Source organism: Bradyrhizobium agreste, assembly GCF_016031625.1.
In the GTDB taxonomy this organism is placed as follows: domain Bacteria; phylum Pseudomonadota; class Alphaproteobacteria; order Rhizobiales; family Xanthobacteraceae; genus Bradyrhizobium; species Bradyrhizobium agreste.
Window position 1 is genome coordinate 108,035 of record NZ_JACCHP010000014.1, and the last position, 21,688, is coordinate 129,722.

Annotated in this window: 22 protein-coding genes and 2 pseudogenes; 9 read left to right on the forward strand and 15 right to left on the reverse strand. The window is 66.3% G+C overall.

The window, feature by feature from the left end:
* Positions 1 to 948 (forward strand): LysM peptidoglycan-binding domain-containing protein, encoded by a 948-nt coding sequence (locus HZZ13_RS21525; protein ID WP_197961538.1) that lies wholly within the window; start codon positions 1 to 3, stop codon positions 946 to 948.
* A 152-nt stretch (positions 949 to 1,100) separates the two neighbouring features.
* Here the strand turns inward: HZZ13_RS21525 and HZZ13_RS21530 are convergent, their stop codons facing one another.
* Complete coding sequence (locus HZZ13_RS21530) at positions 1,101 to 2,174, reverse strand: tartrate dehydrogenase (RefSeq protein ID WP_197961539.1); 1,074 nt, start codon at positions 2,172 to 2,174, stop codon at positions 1,101 to 1,103.
* Between the two features lie 156 nt (positions 2,175 to 2,330).
* Between HZZ13_RS21530 and HZZ13_RS21535 the strand changes: the two genes are divergently transcribed.
* A complete protein-coding gene (locus HZZ13_RS21535; protein WP_197961540.1) occupies positions 2,331 to 3,155 on the forward strand; it encodes an aspartate dehydrogenase in 825 nt (274 codons plus the stop codon).
* Positions 3,156 to 3,343: 188 nt separating this feature from the next.
* Here the strand turns inward: HZZ13_RS21535 and HZZ13_RS21540 are convergent, their stop codons facing one another.
* The 9 genes and pseudogenes from HZZ13_RS21540 to HZZ13_RS21580 form a co-directional block, all read right to left on the reverse strand.
* The gene (locus tag HZZ13_RS21540) at positions 3,344 to 4,648 is read right to left on the reverse strand and encodes a PQQ-dependent sugar dehydrogenase (protein WP_197961541.1); all 1,305 of its coding nucleotides are present in this window, start codon (positions 4,646 to 4,648) and stop codon (positions 3,344 to 3,346) included.
* Between the two features lie 137 nt (positions 4,649 to 4,785).
* Positions 4,786 to 4,995: a hypothetical protein gene (locus HZZ13_RS21545; RefSeq protein WP_197961542.1), complete on the reverse strand. Its 210-nt coding sequence runs from the start codon at positions 4,993 to 4,995 to the stop codon at positions 4,786 to 4,788.
* Between the two features lie 241 nt (positions 4,996 to 5,236).
* Positions 5,237 to 5,863, reverse strand: a complete 627-nt coding sequence (locus tag HZZ13_RS21550; RefSeq protein ID WP_197961543.1) for a methyltransferase family protein — start codon at positions 5,861 to 5,863, stop codon at positions 5,237 to 5,239.
* A gap of 29 nt (positions 5,864 to 5,892) precedes the next feature.
* Complete coding sequence (locus HZZ13_RS21555) at positions 5,893 to 6,924, reverse strand: NAD-dependent epimerase/dehydratase family protein (RefSeq protein ID WP_197961544.1); 1,032 nt, start codon at positions 6,922 to 6,924, stop codon at positions 5,893 to 5,895.
* A gap of 28 nt (positions 6,925 to 6,952) precedes the next feature.
* A complete protein-coding gene (locus tag HZZ13_RS21560; RefSeq protein WP_197961545.1) occupies positions 6,953 to 7,471 on the reverse strand; it encodes an Mpo1 family 2-hydroxy fatty acid dioxygenase in 519 nt (172 codons plus the stop codon).
* Between the two features lie 171 nt (positions 7,472 to 7,642).
* A complete protein-coding gene (locus tag HZZ13_RS21565) occupies positions 7,643 to 8,311 on the reverse strand; it encodes an OmpA family protein (RefSeq protein ID WP_197961546.1) in 669 nt (222 codons plus the stop codon).
* Positions 8,311 to 8,727: a hypothetical protein gene (locus HZZ13_RS21570; RefSeq protein WP_197961547.1), complete on the reverse strand. Its 417-nt coding sequence runs from the start codon at positions 8,725 to 8,727 to the stop codon at positions 8,311 to 8,313. The genes HZZ13_RS21565 and HZZ13_RS21570 overlap by 1 nt, the downstream gene beginning before the upstream one ends.
* A gap of 88 nt (positions 8,728 to 8,815) precedes the next feature.
* Positions 8,816 to 9,102: pseudogene (locus HZZ13_RS21575) on the reverse strand (type II toxin-antitoxin system HicB family antitoxin).
* An 8-nt stretch (positions 9,103 to 9,110) separates the two neighbouring features.
* A complete protein-coding gene (locus tag HZZ13_RS21580; protein ID WP_197961548.1) occupies positions 9,111 to 11,684 on the reverse strand; it encodes an ATP-dependent helicase in 2,574 nt (857 codons plus the stop codon).
* 235 nt (positions 11,685 to 11,919) lie between these two features.
* On the opposite strand from HZZ13_RS21580, the gene HZZ13_RS21585 reads away from it, so the two are divergent.
* On the forward strand, positions 11,920 to 12,090 hold the full coding sequence (locus tag HZZ13_RS21585; protein WP_197949414.1) for a DUF1328 domain-containing protein: 171 nt from the start codon (positions 11,920 to 11,922) through the stop codon (positions 12,088 to 12,090).
* 173 nt (positions 12,091 to 12,263) lie between these two features.
* Here the strand turns inward: HZZ13_RS21585 and HZZ13_RS21590 are convergent, their stop codons facing one another.
* Complete coding sequence (locus HZZ13_RS21590) at positions 12,264 to 12,770, reverse strand: thioesterase family protein (RefSeq protein WP_197961549.1); 507 nt, start codon at positions 12,768 to 12,770, stop codon at positions 12,264 to 12,266.
* Positions 12,771 to 12,855: 85 nt separating this feature from the next.
* Here HZZ13_RS21590 and HZZ13_RS21595 point away from each other — a divergent pair, with 85 nt between their 5' ends.
* The 3 genes from HZZ13_RS21595 to HZZ13_RS21605 all read left to right on the forward strand — a co-directional run bounded on the left by HZZ13_RS21595 (position 12,856) and on the right by HZZ13_RS21605 (position 16,066).
* On the forward strand, positions 12,856 to 14,280 hold the full coding sequence (locus HZZ13_RS21595) for an FAD-binding oxidoreductase (RefSeq protein ID WP_197961550.1): 1,425 nt from the start codon (positions 12,856 to 12,858) through the stop codon (positions 14,278 to 14,280).
* A 102-nt stretch (positions 14,281 to 14,382) separates the two neighbouring features.
* Positions 14,383 to 15,681, forward strand: a complete 1,299-nt coding sequence (locus HZZ13_RS21600; protein WP_197961551.1) for a Spy/CpxP family protein refolding chaperone — start codon at positions 14,383 to 14,385, stop codon at positions 15,679 to 15,681.
* 13 nt (positions 15,682 to 15,694) lie between these two features.
* Positions 15,695 to 16,066, forward strand: coding sequence for a hypothetical protein (locus HZZ13_RS21605; RefSeq protein ID WP_197961552.1), 372 nt, complete (start codon positions 15,695 to 15,697; stop codon positions 16,064 to 16,066).
* A 281-nt stretch (positions 16,067 to 16,347) separates the two neighbouring features.
* On the opposite strand, the gene HZZ13_RS37650 is transcribed toward HZZ13_RS21605, so the two are convergent.
* Positions 16,348 to 16,629, reverse strand: a complete 282-nt coding sequence (locus tag HZZ13_RS37650; protein WP_376707069.1) for a GCG_CRPN prefix-to-repeats domain-containing protein — start codon at positions 16,627 to 16,629, stop codon at positions 16,348 to 16,350.
* A 94-nt stretch (positions 16,630 to 16,723) separates the two neighbouring features.
* Positions 16,724 to 17,053, reverse strand: coding sequence for a hypothetical protein (locus HZZ13_RS21610; protein WP_197961553.1), 330 nt, complete (start codon positions 17,051 to 17,053; stop codon positions 16,724 to 16,726).
* Between the two features lie 170 nt (positions 17,054 to 17,223).
* On the opposite strand from HZZ13_RS21610, the pseudogene HZZ13_RS21615 reads away from it, so the two are divergent.
* Positions 17,224 to 17,436 (forward strand): annotated as a pseudogene (locus HZZ13_RS21615) (response regulator); the annotation flags it as partial.
* A 75-nt stretch (positions 17,437 to 17,511) separates the two neighbouring features.
* Here HZZ13_RS21615 and HZZ13_RS21620 read toward each other — a convergent pair.
* Positions 17,512 to 18,987 carry a caspase family protein gene (locus HZZ13_RS21620; protein WP_197961554.1) on the reverse strand — a complete coding sequence of 492 codons (1,476 nt, stop codon included), beginning with the start codon at positions 18,985 to 18,987 and terminating at the stop codon, positions 17,512 to 17,514.
* 146 nt (positions 18,988 to 19,133) lie between these two features.
* Complete coding sequence (locus HZZ13_RS21625) at positions 19,134 to 20,054, reverse strand: LysR family transcriptional regulator (protein ID WP_197961567.1); 921 nt, start codon at positions 20,052 to 20,054, stop codon at positions 19,134 to 19,136.
* Between the two features lie 98 nt (positions 20,055 to 20,152).
* On the opposite strand from HZZ13_RS21625, the gene HZZ13_RS21630 reads away from it, so the two are divergent.
* Both HZZ13_RS21630 and HZZ13_RS21635 read left to right on the forward strand, forming a co-directional pair.
* Complete coding sequence (locus tag HZZ13_RS21630) at positions 20,153 to 20,596, forward strand: DoxX family protein (RefSeq protein WP_197961555.1); 444 nt, start codon at positions 20,153 to 20,155, stop codon at positions 20,594 to 20,596.
* Between the two features lie 110 nt (positions 20,597 to 20,706).
* On the forward strand, positions 20,707 to 21,684 hold the full coding sequence (locus HZZ13_RS21635; protein ID WP_197961556.1) for a hydroxyacid dehydrogenase: 978 nt from the start codon (positions 20,707 to 20,709) through the stop codon (positions 21,682 to 21,684).
* The last annotated feature ends 4 nt before the right edge of the window (positions 21,685 to 21,688 follow it).

Consider the following 21,688-nt stretch of genomic DNA (forward strand, 5'->3'; position numbering starts at 1 on the left):
ATGGTTGATCCAAGGCGCCTGATCGTGCTGGCAGCAATCGTGCTGCTCGCCCTCGGCACGGGCACGGCCGCTGCTTCGCCGCCCAAGTCCAAGACCGTTGCGGCGGTCCCCGCCGCGCCGCCGCCTCCGCCGTTCGAGCCGTTGCCGCCGCCGAAGGTCTACCTGTTTCGCGGCGCCATGGGTCCGATCTTCTCGACCGGCATGGATCGCCTGGGCGAGAAGCTGACGCAGGCCGGCTTCTCGGCCGACGTCTACGAATTCACCCTGTGCCGGCTGATCGGCAACCGTGCCATCGCCAGCTACAAGGAGAAGGCCGCGCCGATCGTGCTGATCGGCCATTCCATGGGCGGGCTGTGCTCGATCGTCATCTCCGAGATGGCGGCCAAGGAGAACATCCCGATCAGCCTCGTCATCGCCATCGACCCCGCGCACGCGACCGGCGATGTCCCCCTCAACGTCGAGCGCTTCATCAACATCTTCCTGTCCGACAGCGTGCTCGGCGGCGGCGACGTCGTGACCGTCCCCGGCTTTCGCGGCCATTACGCCAGCTATGACCTCAAGGAAAACGCGCGCGTCACCCACATCAACATCGAGAAGTCCGACGATATCCACCGTCAGATCGTCGAGATGGTGACGCAGCTGCCGCGCATTCCGCCGCAGACGCAGGCCGATGCCGTACCGCTGCGCTATCTCGTGCCGGCAGATACGCTGGTCGAATTGTGGGACAGCGGCGTGCGGGTGCCGGTGCGCCGCGGCGACACCATGGAGAGCATCGCCGCAGCCAACCGCGTGCCGCTGTGGACGCTGGCGCAGAGCAACTCGCTGCCCGAGAACGCGCAGCTGACGCCGGGCCAGACCATCATCGTCCCCCGCCATCTGATGCCGCCCGAGCCGGCCGCCGCGATGGCCACGCCGCCCGCCGCATCGGCAGCGGGTGGACGAAAATAAAGGTCCTTTCGCCGAGAACGCAGCGCTTGTCGAGTGGGCGGTCGTTCCGCAAACTCGTCATGCCCGGGCTTGTCCCGGGCATCCACGTTCTTGGTACGAGACGAAAGATCGTGGATGGCCGGGACAAGCCCGGCCATGACGTACAGCCGTGATCAAACATTCGCCCCGTGGATCGCGTCGATCACGGCGTCCGTGACCTCCTTGGTGGTCGCCTTGCCGCCGACATCCGGCGTCAGCACGCCGGCCGCACAGACGCGCTCGACGGCGGCCATCAGCCTCGAGGCGGCCTCCTTCTCGCCGAGATGTTCGAGCATCTGCGCGCCGGTCCAGAACGTCGCGACCGGGTTGGCGATGCCCTTGCCGGTGATGTCGAAGGCCGAGCCGTGGATCGGCTCGAACATCGAGGGGAAGCGCCGCTGCGGATCGATGTTGCCGGTCGGCGCGACGCCGAGGCTTCCCGCCAGCGCGCCGGCGAGATCTGAGAGGATGTCGGCGTGGAGGTTGGTCGCGACGATGGTGTCGAGGCTCTTCGGATGCAGCGTCATGCGCACCGTCATGGCATCGACCAGCATCTTGTCCCAGGTCACGTCAGGGAATTCGCCGGCGACCTCGGCCGCGATCTCGTCCCACATCACCATGCCGTGGCGCTGCGCGTTCGACTTGGTCACGACGGTCAGCAGCTTGCGCGGGCGCGACTGCGCGAGCTGGAACGCATAGCGCATGATCCGCGTGACGCCGACGCGGGTGAAGACGGCGACTTCGGTGCCGACTTCTTCCGGCAGGCCCTTGTGGGCGCGGCCGCCCATGCCGGCATATTCGCCTTCCGAATTCTCGCGCACGATCACCCAGTCGAGATCGCCGACGCCGACATTGCGCAGCGGCGAGGCGACGCCCGGCAGGATCTTGGTTGGCCGCACATTGGCGTATTGATCAAAACCCTGGCAGATCGGCAGCCGCAGGCCCCACAGCGTGATGTGGTCGGGCACGTCAGGGGCGCCGACCGCGCCGAAATAGATCGCGTCGAACTTCTTGAGCTCGCTGAGGCCGTCCGCCGGCATCATCACGCCGTGCTTCTTGTAATAGTCCGAGCCCCAGTCGAAGGTCTTGACGTTGAAGGCGAGATCGCCGCTGCGCTTAGCCAGCGCCTCCAGCACGCGGATACCGGCCGAGATCACCTCGGGGCCGATGCCGTCGGCGGGAATGGCTGCGATCGAATGGGTGCGCATGGAAAGGGCTCCGTCGGAGTAAATCGGCGAATTGCGTCGGTAGGACAAGGTCCGGCCCGCCGCGCGTCCCAGGACCTGGTCAACCGGACCAATTCAGGCTGGCTTATACAGAAAACGATGCGGTATGACATCGGTCCAGCGAGAAAGTAGGGTGCGATGACTGAACGGAATGCGTCGAGCGAATTGCGGGTGGCCATTGCCGGGCTGGGCGCGATCGGCACCAAGATCGCGACCGCGCTCGACCAGGGCACCGAGGGCCTGTCGCTCGCGGCCGTGGCCGTGCGAGCTCCCGCCAAGCATCAAGCCTTCATCAACAGCTTGCGCCGCCCGCCGGAAATCCTGCCGCTCGACCAGCTCGGCGATGCCGCCGACATCGTGGTCGAATGTGCGCCGAGCAGCCAGCTGCGTGCGATCGTCGAGCCGGCGGTGAAGCGCGGCAAGGCCGTCGTCGTGGTCAGCGTCGGCGGCTTGCTCGACAATTTCGATCTTGTCGATCTCGCCCGCGCCAATGGTGGCCGCATCCTCGTGCCGACCGGCGCCCTGATCGGCCTCGATGCCGTCAACGCCGCCGCAATCGGCACCATCCATTCGGTGAAGATGGTGACGCGCAAGCCGATCGACGGCTTGAAGGGTGCGCCGTTCATCGTCCAGAACAACATCGACATCGACAATCTGCGCGAACCGCTCAAGCTGTTCGAGGGCAGCGCGCGCGAAGCCGCAAAGGGCTTTCCGGCCAACGTCAACGTCGCCGTTGCCTTGTCACTGGCGGGCATCGGGCCCGATCGCACCGAGATACAGGTTTGGGCCGACCCGACGGTGACGCGCAACGTTCACCGCATCGAGGTCGAAGCGGATTCGGCGCGGTTCTCGATGGGCATCGAGAACATCCCGTCCGAGAATCCCAAGACCGGTCTGATCACGGCGCTGTCGGTGATCGCCCTCTTGCGCAAGCAGCGCGCCGCGTTGTGCGTGGGGACGTGATGAATTGAGATTCGATTAGCTCCGCCGACGGTGCGCTCCCCCGCGTGCGGGGGAGGGCTGGGGAGAGGGTGTCTCCGCGACGGGAATCCCCAAGAGGAGAAAGCCCTCACCCGGCGCTTCGCGCCGACCTCTCCCGCAAGCGGGAGAGGTGTGACCGCGCCCGCGGCGCCACCTCGACAAATTTCGTTTTACGCCCCCGTCACGCGCCAGATCACGTTGCCGACGTCATCGGCCATCAGCAGCGACGTCTTGTCCGGGCCGATCGTGACGCCGACCGGGCGGCCGTAGGATTCCTTCTCGTCCGGCGACAGGAAGCCCGACAGGATGTCGCGCGAGGGGCCGGAGGGCTTGCCGTTCGCAAACGGAATGAACACCAGCTTGTAGCCGGACAGCGTGCTGCGATTCCATGAGCCGTGCTGGCCGATCACCATGCCGTCGCCGAAGCCGGGCAGGGTGCCTGCGGGCATCCAGCACAGGCCGAGCGAAGCGGTGTGACCGCCGAGCGCATAGTCCGGTTGGATCGCTTTGGCGACCATCGCCGGATCCTGCGGCACGCGGTCGTCCACCGTCTTGCCCCAGTAGCAATAGGGCCAGCCATAGAAGCCGCCGTCGCGCACGGAGGTGAGATAGTCAGGCGGCGTCTCGTCGCCGAGGCCGTCGCGCTCGTTGACGACGGTCCAGAGCACGCCGGTCGTCGGCTCCCAGGCAAGGCCCACGGGATTGCGCAGGCCGGTCGCAAAGATGCGATGCGTGCCGGCAACGAGATCGAGCTCGTAGACCGCGGCGCGGCCTTCCTCGACCTCCACGCCCATCTCGGCGATGTTGCTGAGCGAGCCGACGCCGGCATAGAGCTTCTTGCCGTCGGGACTGGCGAGCAGGCTGCGCGTCCAGTGGCCGGCTGGCTTGAACGTCGTGAGCCGCTTGCCCGGCGCGGTAATGCGATCGGTATCGGCAACGTACGGGAAGGCCATCACGCCGTCGGTGTTGCCGACATAGAAAGTGTCGCCGACCAGCGCCATGCCGAACGGCTGGTTGAGGTTCTCCATGAAGGCGCCGCGATGCTCGGCGACGCCGTCGCCGTCCTTGTCGCGCAACAGCGTGATGCGGTTGGCGGAGACGCCGAGCGCGGCGGCGCGGCGCATCGTCGCCTGCATCGCATAGTGGAACACGCTGCGCGGGGCGCCCGCGATCTGCGTCGCCTCCGCGATCAGCACGTCGCCATTGGGCAGCACCTCGATCCAGCGCGGATGGTCGAGGCCGGTCGCGAACGCATTGACCTTCAGTCCGGGTGCAGCGATCGGCTTCTGGCCCTCGCGCCAGCCGCGTGCGGTCGGCATCTTCAAGGTGGGGATCGCGCCTTGCGGTTTTGCTTCGGGAATGGCGGGCTTCTCGCCCCAGGCCGGCGCGGGCTCGGTGCCCGTCATCTTGCGCCATTGCAGTGCGATGCCGCCGATGAACGCGACGAACTGCGCGAAGATGCTGGAAAACGTCATGATGAGCCCCTGTGTGCGCGCGCATCCAACTGGCTGGCGGGGCAGACGTCAACCTGTGCGACGCACGGCTGGGCCTATTCCCGTGGAATGGCAGCCGATCGAATTTGCATGGGACTGTCGCGGCGTCCGACCAGAGATCAACGGCGGATCTGCAGCTCCAACCGTCTTGCTGCGCGAAAATCGTCCAAGTGACTGATGTTGGGCGCCAGCGCCGCTTCCCTCGACAGCAGATGATAGACCCGCGCCACCGCGCGCTGCTTCTGCTTCGTCCGTCCGGGCGGCAGCGCCCGCGCCTTGCGGACGGCGGCGATCGCGTGTGCGCGAAAATAATCGTAGGCGTCCGACATGACTCGATGCTCTGCGGCTGTGGAGATGTCGAGCGCTAACGGACGAGCGGCGGGGTGGTTCCTTGGGGAGGCGGATCGCGCTCTCGTGCCCCGGACGCAGCGCAGCGCGTCTTCGCGATGCGCTGCAGAGCCGGGGCCCATCTCACCGGTATGCACAAGTCGCAATCTGGGTCCCGGCTCTGCGCAGCAGCGTTGCACGCTGCAGCGCGTCCGGGCCACGCGAGTGAGGCGGGCTACGTCGTCACCGCGGCGACGTGAACGGAATGAGCATCGGGACGCGGCGGCAATAGGCGCCATAGGCGTCTTCGCCGAGCTCCTTGGACAGGAACACCTCTTCCATCCGGCCCTTCTGCCACATGCCGAGCGAGATCAGGATGGCGCCGAGGATCGTCGTCACCAAGCCGATCGCGACGCCGGTCACCAGCATCCCGAAGATGAGCCCGGTGTAGATGGGGTGGCGCACCAAGCCGTAGGGCCCGGTGTCGATGACACGATGGTCTTCCTTCTGGGTGATGGTGTTGGACCAAAACTTTCCAAGATGCAGCCGGCCCCACCAGGCGAAGGCAATGCCAGCGGCCGAGAGGATCGCGGCGATCGCGATGCCGGTGTTGCCGAGCACCCAGAGCGGCTTCCAGCCCAGGATCTCCGCGACGAACGGCGTGTACAGGATGCCGCCGATCAGGATCGGCAGGCGATAGCGCTGTGACTCCAGCGTCATGACCTGCTTCTTGGTCTGCCCCTGCCAGAACGAGGCGCCGACCCAGCTGGCCAGAAAAGCGAGCCAGAGCAGAGCCAGGAGTTCGGTCGGCCAGGTCGTAGTCCAGCCACCCCAGGCGACAGAGAGAAGCTTGCTGAAATCGAAAGACATGAAGGTTCTTTGCGTTTGAAGCGGCGGCGTCAGCTCGCGCGCGAGGACAGCGCGTGATGCTTGAGGGCGCCGGCGGGCTGCTGGCCGTTGCGGGCGAGCAGGTGGGTGATGGTTTCGCGCAAGACCGGCTCGATCGGACGCGGCGAATAGCCGAGTTCGGTGCGGGCCTTGCCGATCGAAAGGTCGCTCGCGGCGAGCGCGATCCGCACGCCCTCGGCGGTGCCGTTGGGCGGCCGGCGCGTGATGTGGTCGGCGATATATTCGAGCATGATCGCGGACAGCTCGGCGATCTTGCCGGGTACGACGATCGGAAATTGCCGGCGGCCGCTCATCGCCGACATCATGCGCAGGATGTCGCCGAGCGGGACACAGTCGCCGCCGAGGATGTAGCGCTGCCCGAGGCGGCCGCGCTCCATGGTCAGCACGAGGCCCATGGCGACGTCGCGGACGTCGACCAGGTTGACCAGGAAGTTGAGATGCGGCTGCACCTTCTTCTGCAGGAAGTACCAGAGCATCGCGGTCGGCGGCGTCAGATTGTGGTCGGCGGCGCCGATCGGCATGGTCGGCGTGCCGATCACCAGCGGAAAGCCCGCGGCTGCCGCCTTGGCGGCATGATGCTCGGCGAGCGACTTCGACCGCGTATAGGCGCCGGGCATCGCCTCGGCCGGCTGCAGCGCCTCTTCGGCGGGAACGCCCTTGAGGTCGGAATAGGGGAACAGGATCGATTCGGTCGAGCAGTGCAGGAAGCGCGAGACGCCGCGCTTCATCGCCGCTGCCAGCACGATCTCGGTGCCGCGGCAATTGACCTCGTGAAAGTCCTGCTTGTTGGCGACCCACATGCCGGGCAGGCCGGCGAGGTGATAGACCTGATCGCAACCGGCGATCGCCGCATCGACCGCGGCACAGTCCAGCACGGAGCCGCGGACGTGCTCGACATCCGCGTTCGCCGCATTCGGCACGCGGACATCGAGAACGCGGACCCGCTGCCCACGGGCGCGGAGCGCTTCTACGAGGTGATGTCCGATGAAGCCACTGCCACCGGTAACCAGGACGAGAGCCATGCAGAAGGTTGCTGTTTCGCTTCGAGCGTTATCGGGTTGAAAGGGAATTGGCCGGAACAGGCGCCAGAATCGCGGCAAGGTCGCGACGGAAGCCCAATGCAATGAATAATTTTGCCATGACGAACATCGGTCCAAGCAAAAGATGCGAGGGGAACGTGAACAACGAGGCCTCGCGCCCCTCAAAAACCTTGTGGCCGATGGTCTGCGCGGCAAGGCCGAGCACCACCAGCGTCGCGAAAATCGCCCACATCAACGCGGTGCTGACTTGCGCCGCGATGGTCGTCGCAACCGAAAACAGCACGACCGAGACGGCCAGAATGCCGAGCCCGAGCGCCGCGTCGAGCAACAGCCAATAGATCAAGACCGGCAGGGCCAGGATCACCGCCAGGCTGACGTTGAATCCGAACAGCGGAAGCTTGACCAGCGTCAGCGGCAGCACGGCGCCGGTGAACAGCAGCAGGATGCCGACCACATGCATCGCCGTGTTGCAGGGATCGCGATGGTACTCGACATAAACGGCAAGTTGGCGCTGGAAAAAGCCACCCATTTCGGTCTCATGCAGCACGGGGTCGGGAAGGGCGAACAGAGGCTATAGCACTGGACAGGGCGGTGCACAAACCGGCACTTTTGTCGCGTGAAACCGTGCGCGCGCGCCCGGGGCAGGCTGCAAAATAGCCCGCACTTCAAAGGGTTCCGTCAGGTGCGGAGCCGTCTTCGCTCAGCGCTTCTTGGCGGGCTTTTTCGCCGCAGGCGCGGGGGCCGCGGCTGGATGCGGCGCCTCCTCCGGCAGCTTGGCATAGGTCAGGATCTGCAACTGGCCGTTGACGGCCGAGGTCGGCTTGGCCCGGTCGAGAAACTGCTCCTCGCCGAGGCCGATCGGATGCAGCCGCTTGGTCGAGATCTTGAAGGTGTTCACCAGGACGTCACGGATCGCATCCGCCCGGCGCTGGCTCAGGATCGCATTGGCCTCGCGCGTCTTCGAATTGGATTCGACGTGGCCGACGATCAGGAAGGTGTAGGGCAGCAGCGAGGAATGAACCAGCGCGTCCGCGATGCGGCCGACGGTCTGGTAGGACGCCGGCTGGATGATCGGCGTGTCGGCATCGAACTGGATCTGCGCATTGAAGGCGGGCAGCTTGGCGAGGTCAGGCGCGATCAGCGGCCGGTTCACCGGGCCCGGATCGTTCTTGATCCGGGTCTTGGCGCGCTCCATCACCTGCTGCTTCAGTGCGGGCAGGTCTACCTCGGCGGCCTCTTCGAAACGGTTCAGTTTCGCGACGATGTCGTCGCGGGTGGGCGCCGCCGTCTGCGCGCCGGCGCTGCCCGCAAGCAAAGCGAGACCCAGCGCCAGGCCCAGTCCTGCGGTGGCGAGCCCGTTCGCGCGCATCAGCGGTACCCCGCGTCGTCGACGGCCTTCAGGCAGTTGTTGCTGATGCCCTTGGGCGTCGAGACCAGGCAGGGGACAGACTTGCTGGTCTCCTTGGTCGAGCCGCCGCAGACCTTGACGATCTCGCGCTGGCAGGCATTCGCCACAGTGATACGCGCGGCGACGCGCTTCTGGATGGCGTCGAACACGCCGAGATAGTCGCTCGCGCATTGCGGCGAGAGGACGTCGCGGTTGCGCGACAGGCACTCCTTCAGGCGGGTCGAGTCCGGGTTGACGCCGCGGCAATTGGCGACGATTTCCGCGCCGCAGCTCGCCGCCAGCTTCCCGATCGAATCGCCAAAGCTCATGGTCTCCGCCGCGCTGAGCGACGGCATTCCCAATGCCAGCACGATCAATGTGATGGAGCCCCGGACCATGGGTTTATCTGATACGGGGAAGTTCGCGGTGGTCAAGGGGCGTTCGGGGCAGAACTGTCGAGAGTTGCGCCAGTGCGGCGAACAGTCCTCACTCCGCGTCCGCGGCGGGCGGCCATTCGATCAGGACGGCCGTGTGGTTCCTGACGTCCTCGGCAAACTCCGGATCGGCTTTGAGCTCGTCCGGCGTCCGGGGCGGCGGCAGCTGGCGACCTCCGCGATCAGCTCCTGTGCGTAGAGCGCGAGCGCCTCAGGCGCATTCTCGAGGGCTTCGTCGATATCGTCGCCGCCGGAGAAGCAGCCGGGCAGGTCCGGAAACCACACGCCGACGGCCTCGTCCGGGTCGGCGTTCTCAATGATGGCAACGTACTGAGCCATATCGGGCCTCACGCCCGCTGCACGAAACTGTCCACGACCTTCTTCTCGCCGGCCTTGTCGAAGGCGATGGTGAGCTTGTTGCCGTCGATCTTGGTGACGCGGCCGTAGCCGAATTTCTGGTGGAAGACGCGGTCTTCCAGCGAGAATTCGGAGGTCGTGCCGGTGGATTTGGCGACCAGTTCGCCCTCGATGGTCAGCGGCCCGCGGCGGCGGGAGGAGAAGCTGCCGAAGTCCGGTCCGGATGACGAGGAGGACGAGAACGTCGCGGCTTCTTCCTCGAAACCGCCGCTCCTGCCGCCGCCCCGATTCCGGTTCGCCTGCGCCCGCTGCCAGCCCGGGGTCGAATAGCTGGAGCCGAACGCCTCCATGTCGTCGAAGCGCGAGGCGCCGTAGCCGCCGCTGCCGCCCCATCCGGAGCCGCCCTTGGATTCCGTGATCTCGACATTGGCCGCCGGTAATTCGTCGAGGAAGCGCGACGGGATCGTGGTCGACCAGGTGCCGTGGATCCGGCGATTGGTCGCGAAATAGATCTTTGCACGGCGGCGGGCGCGCGTCAGGCCGACATGGCCGAGCCGGCGCTCTTCCTCGAGGCCGGCGCGGCCCTGCTCGTCCAGCGTGCGCTGGCTCGGGAACAGGCCTTCCTCCCAGCCCGGCAGGAACACGTTGTCGAATTCGAGGCCCTTGGCCGAATGCAGCGTCATCAGCGACACCGCATCGTCCTCGGCGCCGCCCTCGCGGTCCATCACCAGCGAGATGTGCTCCAGGAATCCTTGCAGGTTCTCGAACTCCTCCATCGAGCGCACCAGCTCTTTCAGGTTCTCCAGCCGGCCCGCGGCATCCGCCGAGCGGTCCTTCTGCCACATCTCGGTATAGCCGCTCTCGTCGAGCACGATCTGGGCGAGGTCGGTATGCGCGGTGACCTCGCGCTGGGCGCGCCAGCGGTCGAACTGCGCAATGAGGTCGCGCAGCGAGCCGCGCGCCTTCGGCTTCAGCTCGTCGGTCTCGACCACGGCGCGCGCCGCCTCGAACAGGGGAATGCGGCGCTTGCGGGCGTGGTCGTGCAGCATCTGCACCGTGGCGTCGCCAAGCCCGCGCTTCGGCGTATTGACGATGCGCTCGAAGGCGAGATCGTCGGCCGGCGAATTGATGACGCGCAGATAGGCCAGCGCGTCGCGGATTTCGGCGCGCTCGTAGAAGCGCGGGCCGCCGATGACGCGGTAGGGCAGGCCAAGCGTGACGAAGCGGTCTTCGAACTCGCGCATCTGGTAGGAGGCGCGCACGAGAATGGCGATCTCGTTGAGCTTCTCGCCCTGGCGCTGCAGCTGCTCGATCTCCTCGCCGATGCCGCGCGCTTCCTCTTCCGAATCCCAGGAGCCTGTGACCGTGACCTTCTCGCCTTCGACGTCCTCGGTGCGCAGTGTCTTGCCGAGCCGGCCTTCGTTGTGCGCGATCAGGTGCGAGGCGGCGGCGAGGATGTGGCCGGTGGAGCGGTAATTGCGCTCGAGGCGAATGACCTTGGCACCGGGGAAATCGTGCTCGAAGCGAAGAATGTTGTCGACCTCGGCGCCGCGCCAGCCATAGATCGACTGGTCGTCGTCGCCGACGCAGCAGATGTTTTTGACGTGGGACTTTTCGTTCGCAGCGGGCAGCGCAACATCATCATTGTCGTCATCACCGGGCCGACGCGAAGCGTCGAGACCCGGTGATCCATCTTGCAAAGAATCGATGGATTGCCGGGTCAAGCCCGGCAATGACGAGTTGGAAGACGGCGCCTGCGACAGCAGCCGCAGCCACAGATATTGCGCGACGTTCGTGTCCTGGTACTCGTCGACCAGGATGAACTTGAAGCGTTGCTGGTACTGCCGCAAGATATCCGGCTGCTCGCGGAAGATGCGGATGTTCTCCAGCAGGAGATCGCCGAAATCGGCCGCGTTCAGGATCTTCAGCCGCTCCTGGTAGCTCGCATAGAGCTTGCCGCCCTTGCCGTTGGCGAACATCGCGGCTTCGCCCGACGGCACCTGCGCTGGGTTCAGGCCGCGGTTCTTCCAGCCGTCGATCAGGCCGGCCAGCATCCGCGCCGGCCAGCGCTTCTCGTCGATGTTCTCGGCCTGGAGCAGCTGCTTGAGCAGCCGGACCTGGTCGTCGACGTCGAGCACGGTGAAGTTCGACTTGAGCTGCGCCAGCTCGGCATGGATGCGCAGGATGCGGCCGCCGATGGAGTGGAAGGTGCCGAGCCACGGCATGCCTTCCACGGCGTGGCCCAGCATCTGGCCGAGCCGGTGCTTCATCTCGCGCGCGGCCTTGTTGGTGAAGGTCACCGACAGGATCTCGGCCGGGCGGGCGCGGCCCTGGCTCAGGATATGGGCGATGCGCGTGGTCAGCACGCGGGTCTTGCCGGTGCCGGCGCCGGCCAGCACCAGGACCGGGCCGTCCAGCGTCTCCACCGCCTCGCGCTGCTCCGGATTGAGCCCGGCGAGGTATTTCGGGCCCACCGAGGCGCGCGCACGCGCGGCGATGCCGCCGGCTGCGGGCTGGTGGTCGGGTACGGCTGTGATCTTGCTCGGCTCGGTCATGCGAATCATCGGCCCCACGATGGCACCGCGGGGTGGTGGAAGGGAGCCTTCTTAACAGGGATTGATGCCTATATGGGGCGCCGGGCAGGTTTTTCCACGTGCGCCGCAGGCCGATTTGTTCCAGCACGGGCCGCGAATTTCGCTTCCCCTGGAGCCGGAACCATCGTTCTCGCGTCGAGATTGTCAGGGCAGGTGGCGCGGCCAGCCGCGTCGATCGCAGACAACATCAAGACGAGGTTTGACCATGCTAGGCTGGGTTGTGACGTTTCTGGTTATCGCACTGATCGCCGGCATCCTGGGCTTCGGCGGCGTCGCCGGCGCTTCGATCGAGATCGCCAAGATCATCTTCTTCATCGCAGTCGTTCTGTTCCTGGTTTCGGCCGTCGTCGGCTTGGCGCGCCGCAACAGGGTATAGCGCTGTGTGTCGACCTCTCCCGTAGGGAGAGGTCGGATCGCATCGAAAGATGCGATCCGGGTGAGGGGTTGCAGTCTCAGTGAGCGCTGCGGCCCCTCACCCGGATTGCTTCGCAACCCGACCTCTCCCCAACGGGGAGAGGTGAACCACAAGCGGCAGACGGCACCTGAAAGCTATTTCTTCGAGGGCATCGCCACGCTGCGGCCGATGCCTACAGGGCGAGGCAAGGCGGCGTGCGCCTTGGTGATCGCCGCAATACGCTCGCTGATGTCGGGCGGAAACGGCGCGACGCGCCGCGCATTCATGTCCATGTGCAGCGACATGTTCTCGGAGGTCGCCGACAGCCAGCCTTCGCCCGCATGCCGCATCTCCTCGAACGTGTGCAGCCGCTTATCGTCGGCATCGAGCAGCCAGACGAAGATCTGCACGGGATCGCCGAAATGGATCTCGCGCAAGTACCGGACGTGGCATTCGGCGGTGAAGGTCGAGCCGCCGCGCTCCTTCATGTAGCCAGGCCCGATGCCGAGCTCGAGCCACAGCTGGTCGATCGCGCGGTCGAACATCACGTTGTAATAGGCCATGTTGAGATGGCCGTTATAGTCGATCCATTGCGGCTCGATCTGCATGATCGAGGCGCGGAACGGCGCGGCGCTGGGCGTTGAGGCGGCAGTCTCCGGCATGTTTCCTTCCCAAGCTATGCGTCCGGTCGCTTGACTTGACCGGTTTAATGTCCTTTGCCACGGTTCTTCTGTCGGGAGGAATTCCGTGGGTACGACCATCACCAATAATCCGCCGCGGCCGGAGCCGAAAGCCCTCGCGAGCACGCTGGAGCAGCTTGCCGCACGCTTCGGCAACCGCCTCATCACCTCGCAGGCCGTGCGCGAGCAGCACGGCCATACCACCACTTGGATCCCCAACCAGCCGCCGGACGGCGTGGTGATGGCGCAGGAGACCGCCGATATCCAGGACGTGGTGCGGATCTGCGCGAAACATCGCGTGCCCGTCATCGCCTTCGGCACCGGCACCTCGCTGGAAGGCCAGGTCAACGCGCCCGCCGGCGGCATCTCGATCGACCTGCGCGACATGAACAAGGTGCTCGCGGTGCATGCCGAGGACCTCGACTGCGTGATCCAGCCCGGCGTCACCCGCAAGGCGCTGAACGAGCATCTGCGCGATCAGGGCCTGTTCTTCCCGATCGATCCGGGCGCGGACGCGTCCCTTGGCGGCATGGCCTCGACCCGCGCCTCCGGCACCAATGCGGTGCGCTACGGCACCATGCGCGACAGCGTGCTGGCGCTGAAAGTGGTGCGCGGCGACGGCGAGATCATCACCACGGGCACGCGCGCCAAGAAATCGTCCGCGGGCTACGACCTGACGCATCTGTTCGTCGGCGCCGAAGGCACGCTCGGCATCATCTCGGAACTGACCATCCGCCTGCGCGGCATCCCCGAGACGATCGCGGCCGGCGCGGTGTCGTTCGAGACCGTGCACGGGGCCTGCGAGGCCGTGATCCTGGCGATCCAGACCGGCATTCCCGTGGCGCGCATCGAGCTGCTCAATGCCGCGCAGGTGAAGGCCTGCAATGCCTATTCGAAGCTGACGCTGCCGGAAACGCCGCTGCTCTTGCTGGAATTCCACGGCAGCGAGATCGAGGTCGCCGAGCAATCCAAGGCGTTCGGCGAGATCGCGAAGGAATGCGGCGGCGGCGATTTCTCCTGGACGACCAAGCCGGAGGACCGCACCAAGCTTTGGCAGGCGCGGCACGACGCCTACTGGTCGGTGAAGGCGCTGCGCCCCGGCGACAGCATCGGGGTAGTCGCGACCGACGTCTGCGTGCCGATCTCGCGGCTCGCCGACTGCGTCAGCGAGACCGAGGAGGATCTCAAGCGGCTCAATTTGCTGTCGCCGATCGTCGGCCATGTCGGTGACGGCAATTTCCACTGCTCGCTGGTGTGCGACACCAACGATGCCGACGAGATGGCGCGGGGCGAGGAGTTCATGCATCGTCTGGTCGAGCGTGCGCAGGCGATGGACGGCACCTGCACCGGCGAGCACGGTATCGGCCAGGGCAAGCAGAAATATCTCAAGGCCGAGCTCGGCCCCGAGGCGCTCGATGCGATGCGGGCGCTGAAGAAGGCGCTCGATCCGCTCAACATCTTCAACCCCGGCAAGATCGTGCCGGAGGCGTAAGGCGGCGCGCTCAAGGGATCGGGAACTTTCGGCAATGTTGCCGGTTCCAATTCCCGCCAAGTTCCGATGCCTCAATGGCAGGGCTGTGCGCGGGAGGGTGCGATGGTGCGACCGGTCGTTGGGTTTGCCGCAATGGTCTTTGCCTGCATGCTGGCGGGTGCGGCGCTGGCCAAGGGCGGACATGGTGGCGGACATGGCGGCGGCCATGGAGGCGGGCATGGCCATGGCCATCATGGCGGCGGCCATTTCCGTGGGCACGGCGGCGGGCACGCGCATGGCGGCGGGCATCATCGCGCGATGCGGTTCACAACCGGTGCCCGACGTGGCGGCCCGAATTTCGGTCAGATCCGCAATGCCGCGATCCGGCCGGCGAACTTCCGCAACGCCTGGAACGCCAGCGCATTCCGCAACGGCCGGCTGATCAGCAATCCGGCGGCCCGTGCGCAGATCGCCGCGGCGGCAGCGCTCGCCGGCTGGAGCGGTGCAAGCAGCGGATGGTGGCAACATCCCGGCGGCGGCTACGGCTGGGTCGGGCCGCTGTTCTGGCCGTTCGCCTATAACGACCTCTACGATTACACGATCTGGGGCGATGGCCTCGGCTTCTGGGGCTACGGCTATCCGGACATCTATGCCGGCATTTTCGGCCCCTATGGCTATGACCGCCTGTCGGCCTATGTGCCGCAGCAGCCGCAGGGACGGCGGCGGGCGCGCAGTGCGCCGCTCGATCAGCTCTGCGGCAGCGACCGCCGCGCCATCGTTGGCCTGCCGATCGATCAGATCGCAGCCACGGTGCAGCCGACCGATGCGCAAGGCGCGGCTCTCGATGCGCTCGGCAATGCCTCGGTCGACGCGGCAGCCTTGATCCGCACCTCCTGTCCGACGCAGGCCGCAGCGACGGCGCCCGGCCGACTCGCCGCCATGCAGCAGCGGGTCGAGGCGATGCAGAAGGGCGTCGACCTGGTCCAGCCTGCGCTCGAGGCGTTCTATGGTTCGCTCAACGACGAGCAGAAGGCGCGCTTCAATGCGCTCGCCGACGATCAGCGTCGTGCCACGGCATCGAACAATGCGGGCGGATCGTCGGTGCAGACTTGCAGCGCCTCCGCCGCGTTCGATTGGCCCGGCGCCACGATCGAGGACAGACTTCGTCCCAACGACACCCAGCGCGCGGCGCTCCAGGTGCTCCAGGACACCAGCGCCAAAGTCAGCGCATCGCTCAAGGCGGCCTGCGAGCCCAATGAGGTGATGACGCCGCCGGCCCGCATGGCCGCGATCCGCAAGCGTCTCGACGTCATGCTGGACGGAATCAAGTCGGTGCGGGCGGCGCTCGATGATTTCTACGCCACGCTGAACGACGAGCAGAAGGCGCAGTTCGAGGCGATCGGCCCGCGCCGCATGTCCTGAAAGAGCCGGGGAGATGAAGTGGTTTGCAAGGCCGGCACCGGCTGACATCTGGGACGAGCCGATCCAGGGGCCGATCGGCGACATCGAAGCAGCCGACCGAATCCGCACGATCTGCCAGGCTGCGAAGGCGAGCGCCGAAAGCGTCGGAGGTTCAGCGCAGGCTAGCACGCGGGAGCGCGCGCGTTATGAACGCGCGGCCCGCGTCGCGATGGAGATTGCGATGAAGATCTCCGATGATTTGATGCGCGACGATGCGGTGCGCCGCATCGTCGATCTCTGCATGAAGGCCGACGACATCAAGACGGCGCAGATCCTCTATCGCGCCGTGCAGGCGATCTGGCTCCGTGAGGCCATACTGAAAGATCATCCCGCGCTCGGGCGGTGATAGGGTAGTCCGCTTCGTTGTCTGGGTCTATTGCTTGGGTGACGGCGCCTGCGCTGCCTTGAGTGCGCTCTTGCAGCCCTCCGAAAGCCGATCGAATTTGTCGATCATGCACTGCTTGATGCGCCCTGATCCGGGCATGATGCCAGAGCACAACGCCCGCATGTCGGCAGTGCAGGCTTGGCGTATCTCCTGTCGCTGCGCCTGTGCGGAAGACGCAGATGCGGCCGCCGCTGTCAGCATTGCCGCGGCCGCGCGTCTCAACTGATGCAAGCTTCGTGCTCTCACCATGCGCAGACCCTCCGAACGCCCAGGGGCGTGTCAGTCCACCAGCAGCGGCCGGCATGGGGAGGGATCACGTAGGCGTAAGGCCGATACGCATAGGGAATGGCGTCGCGCCGACACAGCCCCTTGGGGGTGAGGTGCCAACCGGGTCCGCACCCGCCGCTCGCCTTGGTCAAATCGTCGGGAGCTGCGAGGTGCGGGGCGGGTGCAAAGCCATAGGCAGCCGAGCCGGCTGCCAGCGCGGTTAAGGCGGCCGCGACTATGATCGTCAGTCTTGGCATTTGGATTCCATGTGCGGGTTGAATGATGCGAATATTTGCGGCCGCCGGCCGGACCTGGGGGCTGGAAATCAGCCGGCGGCCTTCGGCGCGCGGATCAGTAGCGGTATCCGTAGAACGGATAGGCCACGACTGTGCCGCTACGCGTCACGCTGTTGCCGTACGGGCCGGTGGTGGTGCGCGTATAGTCGTAGGCGTGAGGGCCGACGCGCGCGATGCTGCCGGTTCGCGAGACCGTACCTCCGTTCGGTCCGGTTACGGAGATCGAGCGCGAGCAAGTGCCGCCGGCGCAGCCGCCGCTGGCGTTGCCGTAATAGGTGCCGCGCCGGGTCGTGACGGTGCCTGTGCGGACCCAGGCGTTTGCCTCAGATGCGCCGACCGCGGCCAGTGCGGCTGCGAGTGAGGCCGAAGCTAGGATACGTCTCATCAGTTTCTCCCTCTAACGGGGTGCGCCAGCAACAGTCCCGCCGCACCGCATGGGGACAGCATTGCCGCGCTCCTTTGCCGTGATATTGCGGGCGAGCCTCGATTTGTAACGTTTTGTAACGCGGTGTGCCGCCGTATTGCCGCCGACGCATTGATCGATAGATCGCCGTCATGGACAAGCGGACGATCATGATCGTGGACGATGATTGGGAGATCCGGCCGTTGCTGGCGGACCTTCAGACGCGCGAGGGCTACGCGACGATTTGCCTCGAAAATGGCGCTGCGATGGATCGTGCGCTAATGCAGGCCAATCCCGATCTCATCTTGCTCGATATCATGCTGCCCGGCGAAGACGGGCTCTCGATTTGCCGTCGACTGCGTGGCAGAGGCGGCGGTGCCCAACGCTTGAAGCGCGATGATGGGACATCACCGCGCTTCAGGTAAGCCACGCGCCGCAGCTCAGTATCTGCGGTACCCGCCGTTATGGTCGCCGCCGCGGCCGCCCATTCCCATGCCAAGGCCGATCCCTACGCCGATGCCGATGCCTTGCATCACGGCCTCCGGCGGCGGGCCGCGATCCGGCGGCGGCGCGCGCTCGTAGACCACTTGCTCGGACGGCGGCCGTCGCTTGGGCGGTGTCTCGACCACCTTGCGCTTCGGCGGGGTCTCGTCGACGCGCTTCTTGATCACGGGTGGGACCGAGGGATTGACCGGCGTTGCCGGGGTCGCGGGCGTCGAGCATGGGCAGGTCGGCGCCATCGCGACCGCGACGGGCGTCGCCGCGGCGGCGACGGGCACGGCGTAGTTGCGGTTCTGCACGCGCAGCAGCAGCCGGCGCGCGGTTGCCGCAAGATCGCTGTTGTCCCAGTTCGCCAGATAGGCCTCATACGAGGCTCGGGTGTTGATGGCGGTGGCACGCTCCCACGCCAGCATCTGGCGACGCCGCTCCAGCACGGTACGAAGGCGCGGCGTGCGGGTGTCCTGGGCGTACAGCTCGATATAGGCCTGATAAGCCTCCACCGTGTCCTCGGTGATCACGAGCTCATAGGCGACCATGGCCGGCTTGCCCTGCAGCGTCTTGCGCCAGTCTTCGACGCTGCGCGTGCCGCCGGCGAGCGCCATGGCGGATGCGCCGGGAAGCGCCGGCGTGCTGCTGCTTTCGCCGAAGAACCTGAAGTCGGTGGTCAGCGAGGAGCTTTCCCAGGGGATCTGCCGCCCATCGGTCGATTGCGCCACGGCGACGCGGATGCGCTTGAACACTTCCTCGATCGGCAGGTTCGGCTGCTTGGCAATGGTCAGCGCAGCCGTGGTGTAGGGGCTGTCGATGCCGTTGCCGTCCTCGGCCTCGGCGCCGGGCGAGGTCGAATAGGAGATGAAGGAGCCGGGCGCGCCGGCCTTGGTGTCGACGATCGCAAGGCCGTGGCCGGCGCCGCGGAGCGCGGGGAACGGGTTGTTGCGGCAGGCATCGAGCATGAAGATGCGCGCCCGCGTCGGCAGCGCGCCGAGCGTGTTGAGCATATCGTTCAGCCGCACGCCCTGCAGCGGGATGTCGGCCTCACGCTTGGGGTCGAGATCGACGGGCACCAGATAGTTCTCGCCGTCGATCTGAAGGCCGTGGCCGGCATAGAACACCAGCGCGACGGTGTCGGCGCCGCTGGCACTGACCTTGCCGGCGAAGTCCGAGATCGCCGCGCGCATCTCGGTCTGCGCCAGGTTGGCCGCCGTGGTGACGGTGAAGCCGGCACTGCCGAGCAGCTCCGTCATGCCCTTGGCGTCGTTGGCGGCGTTGGGCAGCTCCGGCACGGTGCGATAGGCCGATTGGCCGATCACCAGCGCAAGCCGCGCTTCGGCGGCCGCGTCGGTCGGCGTCATCAACTGGGTGAGTGCGAGAAGACCGGACGCAAGAAGCAAATTCGAAAAGACTGGACGGCGCATGATGTCACCTCCAACGGCAATGCGCACGATGATGTCACCTTTTTTAGGTCTGTGCCATGACACTGTCTGTGCGCTGGCTCACGTTGGGCGTGCGACAGAATCGGGCAGTGGCTCTGCCCGAGCTGGCGCGGTCCGGCCGTGCCCCGTCACGGCAGTCCGCGGTCCCATGGCGTCACAGGCGCAAAGCGCGCGGCGAGAAAGTCGATGAAGGCGCGCACCTTGGCCGGTGGCCGGCGGTCGGGCAGGTAGACCGCATGCACCGCCGACGTCTGGATCTCCGGCTGGTCGAGCCGGAGCGCGACGAGCGCGCCCGAGCGAAGATCGTCGGCGATGATGAAGGTGGGCTGCCGCGCAAGGCCAAGGCCGGCCAGCGTCGCCGCGCGCAACGCATCGCCATTGTTGGCCCGCAAGGTGCCGCTGACCTGGACGCGGATCTCGCCCTCGGCGCCGAACAGCCATTCCGTCGCGCTCGCCTGCTGCGAGAGCGTGTAGCCGAGGCAATTATGCCCGGCGAGATCGGCGACGCTGCGCGGCGTGCCGTGCCTGGCAAGATAGGAAGGTGCGGCACAGACCACGAGGCGGTTCGGTGCGAGCTTTCGCGCCACCATGCTGGAGTCGCGCAGGCTGCCGATGCGGATCGCAAGGTCCCAGCCTTCCTCGGCGAGGTCGACGAGGCGATCGTTGAGGCCGAGCTCGATGGTGACCTCGGGATGGGCTGCCGAAAACTCCGCGATGGCAGGCGCAATCTGCCTCGTGCCGAACACGACGGGGACGTTGACGCGCAGCAGCCCCCGCGGCTCGATGCGTTCGCGCGCGATGGCGGCGTCGGCAGCCTCCATGTCGGCGAGGATGCGTTCGGCGGATTCCAGATAGTTTCGTCCAGCCTCGGTGATTGAGAGCCGTCGGGTCGTGCGGTGGAACAGTTTTGTGCCGAGCCGCGCCTCCAGCGAGGCGACATGCTTGGTCACCATAGTCTGCGACAGGCCCATGGCCCGGGCCGCACCAGAGAGGCTGCCGGCCGCGGCAACCCTCGCGAAAACCTCCAGGCTGGTCAGACGGTCGAGCAAAGCCAATCTCACTCTGCTAGTGTGAAGTATATTTCGAAAATAGCAGATTATCATCGATTTTAGAATAGATAATGGTGCGCCGCAAAGGAGACCCGCCAATGATCGATTCCCGCACCGCCCCTTACGCCGCGCTGGTGCTGCGCGTGACCCTGGGCGCGCTGTTCCTCGCCCATGCCAGCCTGAAGCTGTTCGTATTCACCCCGGCCGGCACCGCAAAGTTCTTCGGCAGCCTCGGCTTCCCGCCCGAGCTCGCCTATCTCATCATGACCGTGGAAGTGCTCAGTGGCGTCGCTCTGATTCTCGGCGTCTGGACCCGCTATGCGGCGCTCGCGGGCATTCCGATCCTGCTCGGCGCGATCTTCTCGGTGCACGGCGCGGCCGGCTTCTTCTTCACCAATCCGAAGGGGGGCTGGGAATTCCCCGCCTTCTGGGCGATCGCGCTCGCCGCGCAGGCCCTGCTCGGCGACGGCGCCTATGCGCTGCGTCCCTCGCGTGATGTCGCCGCGGCGGGCGGCCAGCTCAGCGGCGCGCATTCGCGCTGACATCACTGCATTCGCTCAAATGTTGCGAGCCGTGGGATCACGATCCCGCGGCTTTCGTTCGTCGTCTGCTTTGTGTAATCCAATCGATATGCGTTCGAAGGAGTCTTGCCGTGAAGGTCCTGCTCGCGCACACCCCGGAGATGCGGCGCAACTATTACGGCGATCGCAGCCTGAACGGCCTGCGCGCGGCCGCCGAGGTGATCCTGCACGAGAAGGATGAGCCGCTGGACGCAGCCAGCCTGGTGCGCGCCGCCAAGGATGCCGACATCATCGTCGCCGATCGCATGACCGAAGGGCGCGGCGAGATCTTTGCGCAATTGCCGCGTCTGCGGGCCTTCGTCCGCTGCGCCGTCGACATCCGCAACGTCGACGTGGATGCGGCCTCGCAAGCCGGCGTGCTGGTGACCCGCGCCGGGCCCGGCTTCGTGCAGGCGGTGGCGGAGCTCGCGCTCGGCTTCATGGTCGATCTCTCCCGCGGCGTGTCGCGGACGACCGCGGATTACCAAGCCGGGCGCAAGCCGGAAGCACGGATGGGCCGCCAGCTCGCCGGCAGCCGGATCGGCATCATCGGCTACGGCAGCATCGGGCGCTACCTCGCCGAGATTGCAAAAGTGCTGCGCATGGAGGTGCTGGTCTCCGATCCCTTCGTAACCGTCAGCGATGCCGCGATCCGGCAGACCGGTCTCGACGAGCTCCTCGCCGCATCGGACTACGTCGTCTGCCTCGCCGTCGCCAACGAGCAGACCGAGAACCTGATCGGGGAGGCGGCGCTGGCGCGCACGCAGGAGCATGCCTTCTTCATCAATCTCTCGCGCGGCAATCTCGTCGACGAGGCCGCGCTGGCACGCGCGCTGCGTGAGGGCCGCATCGCCGGCGCTGCCATGGATGTCGGCCGCGCGCCCGATCAGATGCCGACGCCCGATCTTGCCAGGCTGCCGAACGTCATCGCCACGCCGCATGTCGGCGGGCTGACGCCGCAGGCCATCGAATCCCAGTCGCTGGAGACCGTGCGACAGGTCGAGGCCATCGTGAGGGGAGAAATCCCGCAAGGCGCCGTCAACGCCGACCGCTGGACGCGGCGGCCGTGAAGGG